12 protein-coding genes are annotated in these 14,597 nt (G+C 40.0%); 6 read left to right on the top strand and 6 right to left on the bottom strand.

Features of this window, described 5'->3' with window-relative positions:
• The first annotated feature begins 9 nt into the window (after nt 1-9).
• From uvrA to DTW91_RS08570, 5 genes are all read left to right on the top strand, one after another.
• Nucleotides 10-2,838 carry an excinuclease ABC subunit UvrA gene (uvrA, locus tag DTW91_RS08585; RefSeq protein WP_125202981.1) on the top strand — a complete coding sequence of 943 codons (2,829 nt, stop codon included), beginning with the start codon at nt 10-12 and terminating at the stop codon, nt 2,836-2,838.
• Between the two features lie 38 nt (nt 2,839-2,876).
• Nucleotides 2,877-3,041, top strand: coding sequence for a hypothetical protein (locus DTW91_RS12715; protein WP_185144762.1), 165 nt, complete (start codon nt 2,877-2,879; stop codon nt 3,039-3,041).
• A gap of 264 nt (nt 3,042-3,305) precedes the next feature.
• Nucleotides 3,306-3,701, top strand: a complete 396-nt coding sequence (locus tag DTW91_RS08580; RefSeq protein ID WP_125202980.1) for a hypothetical protein — start codon at nt 3,306-3,308, stop codon at nt 3,699-3,701.
• Between the two features lie 162 nt (nt 3,702-3,863).
• Nucleotides 3,864-4,565, top strand: coding sequence for a CoA transferase subunit A (locus DTW91_RS08575; RefSeq protein ID WP_125202979.1), 702 nt, complete (start codon nt 3,864-3,866; stop codon nt 4,563-4,565).
• Nucleotides 4,566-4,614: 49 nt separating this feature from the next.
• The gene (locus tag DTW91_RS08570; RefSeq protein ID WP_125202978.1) at nt 4,615-6,348 is read left to right on the top strand and encodes a DUF262 domain-containing protein; all 1,734 of its coding nucleotides are present in this window, start codon (nt 4,615-4,617) and stop codon (nt 6,346-6,348) included.
• Between the two features lie 177 nt (nt 6,349-6,525).
• Here DTW91_RS08570 and DTW91_RS12860 read toward each other — a convergent pair whose 3' ends face one another.
• The 3 genes from DTW91_RS12860 to DTW91_RS08555 all read right to left on the bottom strand — a co-directional run bounded on the left by DTW91_RS12860 (nt 6,526) and on the right by DTW91_RS08555 (nt 8,778).
• Nucleotides 6,526-6,705, bottom strand: a complete 180-nt coding sequence (locus DTW91_RS12860; RefSeq protein ID WP_228412691.1) for a hypothetical protein — start codon at nt 6,703-6,705, stop codon at nt 6,526-6,528.
• The gene (locus tag DTW91_RS08560; RefSeq protein ID WP_125202977.1) at nt 6,690-6,902 is read right to left on the bottom strand and encodes a DUF2683 family protein; all 213 of its coding nucleotides are present in this window, start codon (nt 6,900-6,902) and stop codon (nt 6,690-6,692) included. Before DTW91_RS08560 ends, DTW91_RS12860 begins: the two co-directional genes overlap by 16 nt.
• A gap of 76 nt (nt 6,903-6,978) precedes the next feature.
• Entirely contained in the window at nt 6,979-8,778 is a 1,800-nt protein-coding gene (locus DTW91_RS08555) for an ABC transporter ATP-binding protein (RefSeq protein WP_125202976.1), read from the bottom strand.
• Nucleotides 8,779-8,865: 87 nt separating this feature from the next.
• On the opposite strand from DTW91_RS08555, the gene DTW91_RS08550 reads away from it, so the two are divergent.
• On the top strand, nt 8,866-9,519 hold the full coding sequence (locus tag DTW91_RS08550) for a CoA transferase subunit B (RefSeq protein WP_125202975.1): 654 nt from the start codon (nt 8,866-8,868) through the stop codon (nt 9,517-9,519).
• 106 nt (nt 9,520-9,625) lie between these two features.
• On the opposite strand, the gene DTW91_RS08545 is transcribed toward DTW91_RS08550, so the two are convergent.
• The 3 genes from DTW91_RS08545 to DTW91_RS08535 are packed head-to-tail and all read right to left on the bottom strand — an operon-like array spanning nt 9,626 to nt 14,480.
• Entirely contained in the window at nt 9,626-11,137 is a 1,512-nt protein-coding gene (locus DTW91_RS08545; protein ID WP_125202974.1) for a carbon-nitrogen hydrolase family protein, read from the bottom strand.
• Entirely contained in the window at nt 11,137-11,832 is a 696-nt protein-coding gene (locus tag DTW91_RS08540; protein ID WP_125202973.1) for an SIR2 family NAD-dependent protein deacylase, read from the bottom strand. The genes DTW91_RS08545 and DTW91_RS08540 overlap by 1 nt, the downstream gene beginning before the upstream one ends.
• An 11-nt stretch (nt 11,833-11,843) precedes the next feature.
• Entirely contained in the window at nt 11,844-14,480 is a 2,637-nt protein-coding gene (locus DTW91_RS08535) for a copper-transporting P-type ATPase (protein ID WP_125202972.1), read from the bottom strand.
• Nucleotides 14,481-14,597: the final 117 nt, after the last annotated feature.

Here is a 14,597-nt window from a genome sequence, read left to right as displayed (position 1 = left end):
GACTTTTTAATGAAGAATAATCAGGAATTTATCGAAATATACGGCGCTCGAGAACACAACCTCAAAAATATTACCGTCAAAATCCCACGAAACGAATTAGTTGTAATCACAGGGCTTTCCGGCAGCGGAAAATCTTCCTTGGCATTCGACACTATTTTTGCAGAAGGGCAGAGGCGCTACATCGAAACATTTTCTGCCTATGCCAGACAGTTTCTGGGCGGTTTGGAACGGCCGGATGTCGACAAGATTGAGGGTTTGTCGCCAGTGATTGCCATCGAGCAAAAAACTACGAATAAAAATCCACGTTCCACTGTTGGAACGATTACCGAGCTGTACGACTATCTGAGACTTTTGTTCGCCAGAGTTTCCGATGCGTATTCGATGAGTTCCGGGAAACGTTTGGTAAGCTATACGGAAGAGCAAATTCTGGAAACCATCAAAGAGAATTTCAAAGGGAAAAAAGTCTATCTCCTGGCGCCGGTTGTGCGTTCGCGGAAAGGGCATTACCACGAATTGTTCATCCATCTTTCCAAAAAAGGATTCTCGCAAGCACGAATCGACGGCGTTTTGCAAGACATCGAATATGATTTGAAGCTCGACCGCTACAAAACCCACGATGTGGAAGTAGTGATAGATCGATGGATCATTGGAGAATCTGCAACGGAACTCCGAATGCCAAAATCTCTGAAAACGGCTTCCGAAATGGGCGAAGGATTGATCGCCATTCAGGAAATGGGGAATGACGAAATTCATTTTTTTTCTAAAAACCTGATGGACGATGTCACCGGAGATTCGATGGCTTTGCCCGAACCGAATACATTCTCATTCAATTCGCCAAAAGGAAGCTGCGAAACGTGCAAAGGCCTGGGGACCATCAAAAAAGTGAATACCGATTATTTTGTCGAAAACGAGAAATTATCCATCAATCAGGGTGCGCTACTGCCTTTGGAGCAAATCAAATCCAGCAAATGGATTCTTTCTCAGATCAAATTAATCCTCGAGGTTTTTGATTTGAGTCTGTCCACACCGTTCCGAGATATCCCCAAAGAGGCTTTGGATTACATCTATTATGGTCATAATAAGGACATTACAAAAGAATTGAAGCACGCCGGAATTTCCAAAAAAATCAAAATCAATTTCGACGGTTTGGTTCATATTCTCGAAGAGATGGTGGACGAACGCGAGAGTTATGATGCCGTTTTGGTGGAACGAAATTTCACAACCGAGGAAGTTTGCCCCACTTGCAAAGGCGCGCGATTGCGTCAGGAAAGTTTGAGTTTCAAAATCGATGGAAAAAATATTGCAGAAGTCAATGGCCTGTCTTTATTAGATTTGAAAGAATGGTTGGCCGATGTCAAAGATAAATTCAGTCACAAAAATCAGATTATTGCATACGAAATTCTCAGGGAAATCGAAACCAGATTGCAGTTCCTTCTGGACGTCGGGTTAGATTATTTAAGTTTGAGCAGAAGTTCGAAAACCCTTTCCGGAGGAGAATCTCAACGAATCCGATTGGCGACTCAGATCGGGTCTCAATTGGTCAATGTTCTTTATATTTTGGATGAACCTTCCATTGGTCTTCATCAGAGAGATAACGAAAGACTGATTGCCTCGCTCAAACATCTTCGCGATATCGGGAATTCGGTTTTAGTGGTGGAGCACGACAAAGATATGATTTTGCAAGCCGATCACGTTTTGGATATCGGTCCAAGAGCCGGGAAATTCGGTGGCGAAATTCTTTGGCAAGGCCATCCGAAAGACATCAAAAAAGCCGATACAATCACCGCAGATTATCTGACAGGAAAGAGGAAAATCGAAGTTCCATCGACCAGACGAGGCGGAAACGGAAAATCAATTGTACTAAAAGGAGCGACAGGAAACAACCTTAAAAATGTAAACCTCGAGATTCCATTAGGGAAATTGGTGGTGGTAACCGGGATCTCGGGCAGTGGAAAATCTTCTTTGATAAACGGAACACTTTATCCAATTCTGAACCGCCATTTTTACAGATCGATCCAGGAACCTTTGCCTTATAAAAGTGTTGAAGGGATTGATAACATCGACAAAATCGTAGATGTGGACCAAAGTCCAATAGGGAGAACACCGCGTTCCAATCCAGCGACTTATACGGGAATGTTCACCGATATTCGTAATCTTTTTGCTGAATTGCCGGAAAGTAAAATCCGAGGATACAAAGCCGGAAGATTCTCCTTCAATGTGAAAGGCGGGCGTTGCGAAACCTGTCAAGGAGGCGGTTTGAAGGTGATCGAAATGAATTTCTTACCCGATGTTTACGTTCATTGTGAAACTTGCCACGGTAAACGTTTCAACCGAGAAACTCTGGAAGTGCGATACAAGGGAAAATCGATTTCTGATGTTCTGGAAATGACGATTAACGAAGCGGTGGATTTCTTCCAGCCCATTCCTAAAATCTTTTTGAAAGTCAAGACTTTGCAGGATGTTGGCTTGGGTTATATCACGATTGGTCAGCAATCGACCACTTTGAGTGGAGGAGAAGCGCAACGGGTAAAATTGGCGACGGAACTTTCCAAAAGACAAACCGGAAACACACTTTATATTCTGGATGAACCTACAACCGGACTTCATTTCGAAGATGTCAAAGTTTTGATGGAAGCTATTAATCAGTTGGTGGATTTGGGAAACTCTTTCATCATCATCGAGCATAATATGGACGTGATCAAACTCGCAGATCATATCATCGATGTTGGCCCCGAAGGTGGCAAGCACGGCGGACAAATCATCGCTGAGGGAACGCCTGAACAAATTATCAAGTCTAAGAAAAGCCTGACAGCGAGGTTTTTGAAAAAGGAATTATAAATTGGTATCAAATTTGACCATTATTTTCAAAATAAATTATGAAATCAATTAAAGGTTTTCTATTACTATTAGTTTTCACCATTAGTTGTGTCTCTTGCGAAGTAAGAACAGCAGGCAATAGTGGTCAGATTCCTCCAGGGCAAGCCAAAAAAATCTACGGAACACAATCCGCAAAGCCATTTGCACCCGGACAAAACAAATAAATTTTTTTACAATTTAGTACAACCAAATTCCAAGATTAGAGATCTTGGATTTTTTTTGGATCTTTTTCATGGTTTGATATTAATTTTTTTAGATTTTAATGTTAATTTATTGTGAACTTAACATTAAAATTTTGTAACTTTACATTACAATTAGAAAAAATATTAACTCAAATCAGTCCAATTATGAAATCTATATTGAATAATATCTTGAAAGATGAAGATTTGCAGTTCCGTAATGGATTGATTTAATAAAAAATTAAGGTTATGAAAAAGATTATTAAAATGATGGCCTTTTCAATGCTTGTATTTGCAGGTTGGTCTAATCTTGCCAAAGCTCAGCAAGCTGAGAAAAATATTGAGGAAGTGGCACTTCGTTCCGGGGATGTCTTCGGCGAATTGAGGAAACTGGTAAGAGATAATTTCGACTTCACTGCAGCGGATTATAAAGAAGGCACCGTCAAATCGGATCTTCGATTTAGTCTTGCCGAGAATGGCAAAATTACAAACATCCAGGCCACAGGCGACTGCACCGAGGTAAGCAAGGAATTAGAAAACGTTTTGGCAAACCTTATCTACAGAGTAGATGTGAACCACCTCAATCAAAAGATGTTGGCGACAACGTATGTGATGCCGGTGAGCGTCACAATCAGTGAGAGATAGATATTTAATTGTTAGCAAGGAAAGTCATACGCGAGTTTGTGTATGGCTTTTTTTTGTGAGATCATTATGGATGCTGCATTTTTTTATGGTTTTCTTCGTTGCTTTAGTCGGAAATTTCTATATTTATAAGCTGACAAAAAACGTGATTTAAAACGAAGTTTTATGATAGATAAAAGAGTAAAAAATGCTGAAGAAGCAATAAAGGACATCCAAAACGGAATGACAATCATGCTCGGTGGTTTCGGACTTTGCGGCATTCCCGAGAATTGTATTGCAGAATTGGTCAAAAAAAACGTCACAGATTTGACCTGCATCTCCAACAATGCCGGCGTTGACGATTTTGGATTGGGATTGCTTTTGCAGAAACGGCAAATCAAAAAAATGATTTCGTCATACGTTGGCGAAAACGCAGAATTCGAGCGACAAATGCTTTCCGGAGAATTGGAAGTAGAACTCACACCCCAAGGAACACTTGCTGAAAAATGCAGAGCAGCACAAGCTGGGATTCCCGCTTTTTATACGCCGGCAGGATATGGAACCGAGGTAGCAGAAGGAAAAGAAGTCAAAGATTTTGACGGAAAGCCCCACATTTTGGAACACGCTTACAAAGCCGACTTCTCCATTGTAAAAGCTTGGAAAGGCGATTACGCGGGCAATTTAATATTTAAAGGAACGGCTCGGAATTTTAATTTACCAATGGCCGGCGCGGCGAAAATCACGATTGCGGAAGTGGAAGAGTTGCTGGAACCTGGACAACTGGATCCGAACGAAATCCACATCCCGGGAATTATGGTTCAAAGGATTTTCCAAGGGGAGAAATATGAGAAAAGGATAGAGAAGCGGACTGTGAGGAAGAGAAATTAAAATTTTCTCTATTACAAATTAGTATCTTTATTAAAGCTAATAAATCACAATGAAATTCGATTCAGTTGAAAAATTACTAAGCTACGGAATTTTTACTATTCCGGAGTATCAGCGTGGTTACTCTTGGACTGAAGACCAGTTAGATGATTTATTAAATGATTTAGCTGATGTCGAGTTCATAAAAGAACATTATGCAGGAACAATAACCTTAATAAAATCTGGACAAGAAAAAATTGGAATTACTGATTTAACAAAATATGATATTGTTGACGGTCAGCAGCGGTTAACAACATTTCATTTACTGTTGGTAAGCATTTATCATAGGATAAGGGAAATTAATGCTTCAGAAGCTGATGAAGTAATTATTAAAAATGTTTTAAGTAAGGGGAAATCCTTACTTCGTCTAAATAATAAAGACAATCAAGAATTCTTCTTTTCCTTATTGAATGAGCAAGACATTAATGATATTAAGAAGTTTACTCCAAAAAGTAAAACTCAAAAAAATCTCATAAATTCAAGAATACATTTTTATACATATTTACAACGTTATACATCTATAATCACACTTATTAAAATTTATAATAACCTATTATCTAAATTTAAGGTTAACGTTTTTGAATTAGAGGAAGAATCTGAAGTAGGTTTAATATTTGAAACAATGAATGACAGAGGTTTGCCTTTGTCCGATATGGATAAAGTGAAAAATTATCTAATTTATCTTACTCATCGTCTAAATGAAAAAACACTTGCCAAAGAAATCAATAAAAAATTTGGTGAAATATTTACAGAACTGATGGAGATAAAAAACTATTCAATCACAAGAATAGAGAATCAATTTCTAAAACATTGTTATATTGTATATAGTGGAGATAATAAAGATTTGTCTGATGTTCCAAAAAAAATAAAAACTCAATTGATAAAACAAAGAGAAATTTTTGTAAAAAAAAATCTTTTTGACAATGATACTGCACAAAGAGAGAAAAAAATTAAAGAAATAAAAGATTTTAATAATTTTCTTCATAAAAGTGCCAATTATTATTCTGCAATTTTAAATCAAAGTTTTGATAATGAGGGAGTTAATAATTCTTTTTTCAGACTCGAGACATTAGGTAAAATTGAAACTTTTTTGCCCTTATACTTAGCAATACTAAATAATAAAAAGTTCAAGCCAGAATTTCTGATTGCTATAAATGAAATCTTAGAAGTATTTACTATTAGAGTTTTTGTTTTCGGAAATAAAAAAGGAAATACAGGAAATTCAGCGTTATTCGAACTAGCATATAAAGTATTCACTAACCAAATCAATTTTACAGAACTTAAAAAAGAACTTCGTAATCTTATTGAAAAAAATAGTAATAATTCAGATTTGAAAAAATCCATTGTGAATATTGGAGCTTACAACAGTGTTAATCATTATTCCTTAAAACTTATCCTTTTAGATTATGAATATTTCTTACAAGGGGAGTCAGTTACAAAATTTGATATTGGAGCTATCAAGGATTTGATTCACAATAGTAAAATAAGTATTGAACACATTGCTCCGCAAACTATTCTTCCTGGAGTCAAGCCTATGGAGAATATAAATTTGCTCGGAAATTTAGTTTTAACTTTTAATAATGCAGGTTTAGCTAATAGAACATTTATATCTAAAAAGAATACTTATGCGAAATCCAATTTTGCATCTGAAAGAGAATTAGTGGAATATGATGATTGGAATGATAAAACAATTCTTGAAAGAGGGAAGAAAATCCAGAAATTTATAATGGAAAAGTGGAAACCATAAAATTTTATTATTAATCTCAATTGTAAAAAATAAAACCGTTTCATGTACAAATGACACGGTTTTTGTTAATATGCTTTATTTATCGTTGTAATGTCCCAAAGATTGGATGAGCGTTACAGAAACTTCTTCCTCAAAAATTTCATACACAAATCGGTCTTTTTTATTCACTTCTCTGCTCTAGATTTCGCCATCGTGATATTTCAATTGTTCTGGCGAGCCTGCTCCGGTTCGTGGATGTTCTTCTAGTTCGACGAGAAAAGTTTGTACCTTTTCCATATCCAGTTTTCTGCCCGACTTTTTTATAGCTTTTAAATCCTTCACAGCTCTTTTTGAAAGTTGAACTATATATTTTCCCATATATTTTTTGGGTCAATGGTCAAGAGTTTTCCTTCTTTTTTCTCTTTTCGGGCTTCGTTAATTTTCTTTTCGAGCTCAGTGTTTATAGATTCGTTTTCATTTTTCTCGTATCTGAACTGGATTTTCATTTCTTCCAACAATAATTGGAGTAAATGTAATTGCTTTTCATTTTTAGGTGTGATTAAAATGTTGTCCATAATCATATTTTTTACAAAGTTATAAAAATTCGTTTTTCATCGATTCAAATTACCAAAATTTAAAAAAATGTAGATTTTAAACGCTTTCCACCGCTTTCCGCTCTCCAATCTGCTGCCGCCACATCGCATAATACAAACCTTTTTCGGCCAGCAGATTTTCGTGAGAGCCCATTTCTATCACTTGTCCGCGTTCCAAAACGTAGATTCTGTCGGCGTGCATAATGGTACTCAACCGGTGTGCGATGAGAACGGTGATTTGTTCTTTTCGGTCAGATATATCTTTGATGGTCGTTGTGATTTCTTCCTCGGTAATGCTGTCCAAAGCAGAAGTGGCTTCGTCAAAAATCAATAAATGAGGTTTTCTCAATAATGCTCTGGCAATGGCAATTCTCTGTTTTTCGCCACCGCTTAATTTCAATCCGCCTTCGCCAATCACAGTTTCGATGCCTTTTTCGGCTCTTTCAAGAAGTCCGGTGCAGCTTGCTTTTTTTAAGGCGATTTGGATATCTTCTTCACTTGCATCGGGATTTACGAAAAGAAGATTTTCTCGGATGGTTCCTGCAAAAAGTTGCGTGTCTTGGGTTACAAAACCAATTTGGTTTCGCAGTTCATCAAAATCAAATTCTTTTCCGTTGATGCCATTATAAAAAATATTTCCTTCCTGGGCGCGGTAAAGCCCCACCAAAAGTTTTACCAAGGTACTTTTCCCGGCACCGCTTGGCCCCACAAATGCGATGGTTTCGCCATTTATTACCTTAAAGGAAACATTATTCAGAGCTTTGAAATGGGCAGATTGGTGCTTGAAAGAGACGTGCTGGAACTCCAATTCCTCGAGAGCGCCGATTTGTTTTGGCGTTTTCGGTTTTTCTTCGACGGGTTTTTTCATTAGATTGTCGAAGTTTTTCAACGACGCTTCCGCTTCGCGGTAAGAAATAATGATATTTCCAATCTCCTGCATCGGTCCGAAAATAAAGAAGCCGTAAAACATCAACGACAGATATTGGCCCGGCGTGACGACGTTTCGGAAAATCAGATATAAAAGTGTGAGCGTAATTAATTGTTGTAGAAAATTGACCATCGTTCCCTGAATGAAGCTCAAAGAACGGATGCTTTTGACTTTTCTCAGCTCGAGACCCAGGATTTTGTACGTGTTGTTGTTCAGTCTTTTGATTTCTTGCTTCGTTAAGCCTAAACTTTTTACGATTTCGATATTTCGTAAGCTTTCCGTGGTACTTCCTGCCAAGCTTGTGGTTTCTGCAACGATTGTTTTCTGAATATTTTTTATCCTTTTACTTAATAAATTGGTCACGAAAGCAATGAGAAAAATGCCGACCGTGTAAACCGGCATTATCGACCAATGCAAGCGAACTGCATAGATCGATACGAAAATAATACTCACCAAGATCCCGAAAAATATATTGATAAAATAGGTAATGAACTTCACCGAATCTTCTCGTACCTTAGTCAAAATCGATAGAGTTTCGCCACTTCTTTGGTCCTCAAATTCCTGATAAGGCAGCGCCATCGAGTGTTGCAAGCCATCGGTAAAAATATGGGCGCCAAATTTCTGCGTGATCACGCTCACGACATAATCCTGAAACGCCTTCGCAATCCGGCTTACCATCGCCGTGCCAATCAGCAATCCAAGAAAATAAAATGCACCGTGATAATTGTCGGTTCCGTATAAAAATTGGTTCAAATTTCTGGGGATTAATTTCTCTTTGTCAAAAAAATTGGGATGCGTTACCAATTGATCGAGAATATTCCCTGTAATCGCCGGACCAAATAAAGAAAAAACCTGATTGATAGTAGCTAAAAGTAAAGAAGTGATGAGCAGCCATTTGTGCGGCTTGAGGTAATGCAATAATGTCTTCATAATAATAGTTGCAAAAATACTGATATATATCGAAAGCACTTTTCCATCAAACGAATTTTCTTTATATTGCACTAATAAGTTTTTACTATGCTAACCAAAGAACAAATTGCGCAACGCATCTCCCGAGAAGTCAAAGACAGAATGTATGTAAACCTTGGTATCGGAATTCCAACTTTGGTCGCCAACTACGTCCCAGAGGACATTTCGGTGGAGTTTCAAAGTGAGAATGGCGTTCTGGGAATGGGGCCTTTTCCTTTTGAAGGCGAGGAAGATGCCGATTTGATAAATGCGGGCAAACAGACGATCACGATACTTCCCGGAGGCTCTTTTTTTGACTCAGCATTCAGTTTTGGGATGATCCGAAGCCGCAAAGTGGATCTCACGATTCTTGGCGCAATGGAAGTTTCCGAGAATGGTGATATTGCCAACTGGAAAATCCCGGGGAAAATGGTGAAAGGAATGGGCGGCGCGATGGATCTCGTGGCCTCTGCAGAAAATATCATCGTCGCAATGATGCACGTGAACAAAGCGGGAGAATCTAAGATTCTTAAAAAATGTACTTTACCATTAACGGGCGTCAATTGCGTCAAAAAAGTGGTCACTGAATTAGCAGTCCTTGAAGTCACTGACAAAGGTTTTAAACTTTTGGAAAGAGCGCCGGGGATTTCTGTGGAAGATATTATCAAAGCGACAGAAGCAGAATTGATTGTCGAAGGCGAGATTCCGGAGATGCAGTTTTAATAGAAATTGAAATCTAAAAAATCGACTTCTAAAGTTTGTCCCAACAGAAAAATTATTATCGAAAATATTTGCTGGCGAAAACAGACTAAAAAACAGCTGCCAAATCCTAACTTTGATTTCTAAGAATAACATCATAAAGATCTTGCCGGCGATCGCTCATCGTCTTGACAGATCCGTTGTAATGAAGCTCTTTCAAAAGGTTGAGATCCACATCTACAATGATCGTCATCTCGGTGTTAGGTGTCGCTTCACCTTTGATGGCGTTGGAAGGAAATGCAAAATCTGATGGCGTGAAAACCGTCGCCTGCCCGTACTGGATATCCATATTATTTACACCCGGCAAATTCCCCACACAGCCTGCAATGGCTACATAACATTCATTCTCAATCGCTCGTGCAGCGGCGCAATGCCGAACGCGGGTGTAGGCATTCTGGGTATCGGTGAGATAAGGAACAAAAAGAATTTTCATCCCCTGATCTGCCAATAATCTTGGTAATTCGGGAAATTCTACGTCATAGCAAATCATTATGCCCACTTTTCCGCAATCGGTATCAAACACTTTGATGTCGTCGCCGCCAGTCATTCCGTAATATTTCGTTTCATTTGGTGTGATGTGGATTTTCCTGTATTCATCGATTTTCCCATCTCTGTGAAGCAGGTAGCTCACGTTGTAGAGTTTTCCTTCTTCCAAGATGGGCATGCTTCCGGCGATGATGTTCACGTTGTAACTCACTGCAAATTCCGATATTTTATCTTTAATCTCTTCCGTCAGCTCCGATAATTTTTCCATCGATTCTCGCTCGTTCAGATGATTGAAAGGCGCGAGCAATGGCGTATTAAAAAGTTCTGGAAAAAGACAAAAATCCGACTGATAACCCGAAACGGCATCCACAAAAAACTCCACTTGCTTATAAAAATCTTCAAGATCCTTCAGAGGTCGCATCTGCCATTGCACCAATCCCAGACGAATCACGCTGTCCTGCATCGTATTCTTCTTGGCAGTGTAGTAGATGTTGTTCCATTGCAGCAGCACGGCATATTCCTCCGATTCTGTATCACCTTTGAGATAACCCTTGATGATTTTGACCGGTGAAAAATTGTTCCCGATTTGAAAACTTAGAACAGGATCAAAAATTTCCTTGTTTCGGACTTTTGTGATGTATTCCCGTGGCGACAGTTCTTTGCTGTACAAATGATAATTGGGGATTCTACCGCCCACGATGATGGATCGCAGATTCAGTATTTCACAAAGTTCTTTTCGGGCATCGTACAATCGCCTTCCCAATCTCAGCGCCCGGAATTCCGGATCCACAAATATTTCGATTCCATAGAGCACATTTCCCACGTTGCTGTGTGTGTTGAAGGATTCGTTTCCCGTAATCTCGTTGTAGGTATGCTGATCGCCAAAAAGTTCGTACTGCACGATGATGGACAAGGAGGCCGCAGCCAGTTTGCCATCAACCAAAATGCAGATTTGCCCTTCGGAAAAGATGGAAGTCAGTTTTTGGATATTCCGTTTGCTCCAGACATTGTCGTCCATTTCGGGATAAGCTTTTTGCATCGCTTCCGCCAGTTCATCATAATCATCAACACTGAGTTTTCTTATTTCTACCTGCATTATTGATATTTTTCTGTTAATATTTCTGCTAATTTTTTCATCCCTTCTGTTGCCCGAGATTTGAAATAATTTTCATTGCGCGCGAAGGCATTGGGATTTTCGAGATTAAGATCGATGACGAATATTTCGCAATGATGAGGCACGTATCGCACCAGCGAGGCTGCCGGATAAACTTGCATTGATGTTCCGATCACGAGAAACAAATCCGCCTTTGCTGCCATTTCGATAGCTCTGTCCATCTCCGGCACCATCTCGCCAAACCAGACGATATGCGGCCGAAGCTGCGAACCGTCGGGATGAAGATCGCCCAAAAGAATATCATTTTCCCAATCCAAAATCGCATTCTCATCATTCACGGATCTTGCTTTCTTAAGCTCCCCGTGCAGGTGAAGAACGTTCGATGATCCGCAACGCTCGTGAAGATCGTCCACATTCTGCGTGATGATCTGCACATCAAAATATGCTTCCAATTCTGCAAGCAATTTGTGAGCCGCATTGGGTTCCACTGTTTTCAGTTGCTTTCTCCTCGCATTGTAAAAATCCAAAACCAACTTGGGATTTCTCGCAAAACCTTCTGGCGACGCCACATCTTCGACGCGGTGGCTTTCCCACAGGCCATCAGAATCCCGAAAGGTTTGTATACCACTTTCTGCAGAGATTCCTGCGCCTGATAGGACGACCAGTTTCTTTTTCATTTTTTTTGGTTTTAAACGTCCAATTTGGCGCTGTTAAGCCTCAAGGAATTCAATATCACGGACAACGAACTGAAGCTCATAGCTGCCGCGGCAATCATCGGACTTAGCAAAATTCCGAAGAAAGGGTAGAGCAAGCCTGCGGCCAATGGAATGCCCAACACGTTGTAAATGAATGCGAAAAACAGATTCTCCTTGATGTTTCTAAGCAATTTTTCACTCAGTATTTTTGCTTTGGCAACACCCAGGATGTCGCCTTTCAGCAAGGTAATTCCGGCACTTTCGATGGCCACATCGGTTCCAGTTCCCATAGCGATGCCAATGTTGGCTTGGGCCAATGCCGGTGCATCATTGATGCCGTCGCCTGTCATTGCCACGATTTTTCCTTCGTTTTGAAGTTTTTTAATTTCATTCATTTTGTCGGCGGGCTGGCAGTTGGCTTTGAAATTTTTGATGCCGAGTTCTGCTGCGACTGCTTTTGCGGTATTTTCGTTATCGCCGGTCATCATCATCACCTCGATGTTTTGACTTTGCAGAAATTGAACAGCTTGTTTAGACGTGGCTTTTATTTGGTCGGAAAATGCTAAATATCCCAATACTTTGCCGCCTTTGGCGAGATAGGAAATGGTTTTTGCTTCATTTTGTTGCTGGATTACTTTTTGTTTTAAATCTTCCGGAATTTCAATTTGAAATTGTTTTAACAAAGATTCATTTCCGAGCAGTGTTTCCTCGTTATTGATCATCCCTTTCACACCTTTCCCGGAAATATTTTCAAAATCCTGCACGGTCTCGAATTTGGTTTCTTCAGCGGAATTAATTGATTTTTTGTAAGCATTAAGAACCGCATTGGACAAGGGATGTTCCGAGTTTTGGTTAAGGGAAGCGACCCATTTCAAAATCTCATTTTTGTCAGCGTTTGCGATCGTTTCGATGATGTCAAGGCTTGGCTTGCCTTCCGTAAGAGTTCCCGTTTTGTCGGTAATCAGGATGTTGATTTTATGCATTTCTTCCAGGGCTTCTCCATTTTTGATGAGGATTCCGTTTTGCGCACCTTTTCCGATACCCACCATCAGACTCATCGGCGTTGCCAGACCCAAGGCGCAAGGGCAGGCCACGATCAGCACAGCCACCGCATTGACGAAAGCGTAAATCAACTTGTTTTCTTCTCCGAAAATGTACCAGAGCACAAACGTCAGAACTGAAATTACAATGACTGCGGGAACAAATATTTTGGAAATCCGGTCTGCCAATTTTTGGATCGGCGCTTTTGAGCGGCTGGCTTCATTAACCATTTTGATGATTTTAGAAAGAAGCGTTTCCTCACCAATTTTTTCGGTTTTCATCAAGAAAGATCCGCTACCATTGATGGTTCCGGAAGTCACCTTGTCTCCTATTTTTTTCTCTACGGGGATTGGTTCTCCGGTAATCATCGATTCATCGATATTGGAATGGCCCTCAGTGATTTGTCCATCCACAGGGATTTTTTCGCCGGGTTTGACTCTTAAAATGTCATTAACTTTAATTTCTGATAATGCAACCTTTTTTTCGGTGCCGTCCACCAAAAGATTGGCAGTATCGGGTGCCAGATTCATTAGCGCTTCGATGGCTTTTCCGGTTCGTTGGTGTGCTCTTGCTTCCAGCATTTGACCCATAATCACCAAAGTCAAAATGACGCAGACCGACTCGAAGTAGAGGGGAGCACTGCCGCCGTGGGATAATTCGTGAGGTAAGAGATCGGGAATAATTAATGCGATCAAACTGAAAATAAAAGCTGCTGCCACGCCCAAAGCGATTAGTGAGAACATATTGAGGTTCCACGTTTTGAAGGAAATCCATCCGCGCTTCATCAGAAACCAACCGCCATAGAAAATAACGGGAAGTGAGAGCACTAGTTCAAAGTAGCCCTGCACCTGATGCGAAAATGGCCAATTGATCAGCATTCCGCCCATAGACAAGATAAGAACGGGAACAGAAAATGCAACGGCGATCCAGAATTTTCTGCTCAAAATCTTGTAGGTATCGTCCTCGTGATCTTTATTTTTGGAGGGCTTTGGCACCAGATCCATACCGCAGATCGGGCAACTGCCGGGTTCGTCGCGAATGATTTCCGGGTGCATCGGACAGGTGTATTCGGTGCTTGTTTTTTCGGGGATTTTTACGAGATCCATTCCGCAAACTGGGCATCCGACGTTGGAATCATAGACTTTGTCGCCTTCGCAAAACATTGGGCAGTAGTATTTTCCAGCATTTTGTTGATTCTGGCTGGCAGGATGGTGGTCGTGATGGTGAGAATTTCCATTGGCTCCGCTATTTACCAATTCTTGTGTAATCTTTTCCAGATGCATTTTGCAAACGGGGCAGTCGCCTTTTTTATCATAGACTTTGTCGCCTTCGCAGAACATTGGGCAGTAATATTTTCCGATGTTAGTTTTGAAACTCTCCGGAAGATTGTTTTTAGAGTAGGCTTGTGGTTTTGTTCTGTGATCTTCGCGCTCTTCTATCGGTACGAGGAACATATTGCAGACGGGGCATCGGCCGGGTTGGAAGTAGAGTTTATCGCCCTCGCATTCCATCGGACAGTAATAGACGGAGCTTGGTGAGATTCTTTGATTGGGTGGGATGTTATCGTGGTGATGATTTTGTTCTTTCATTTCTAATTTTTTAGATGACAAAGTTCTTAAAAATATCATTAATGTCCGATAAAAATTAAAATTGGACTGTTTTATTTTTTATTTATTTGTAAATCAATTACTTACTTTTTTGTTTTA

This window comes from Chryseobacterium sp. SC28, assembly GCF_003932955.1.
In the GTDB taxonomy this organism is placed as follows: Bacteria; Bacteroidota; Bacteroidia; order Flavobacteriales; family Weeksellaceae; genus Epilithonimonas.
This window is presented reverse-complemented; position numbering and strand designations above follow the sequence as displayed.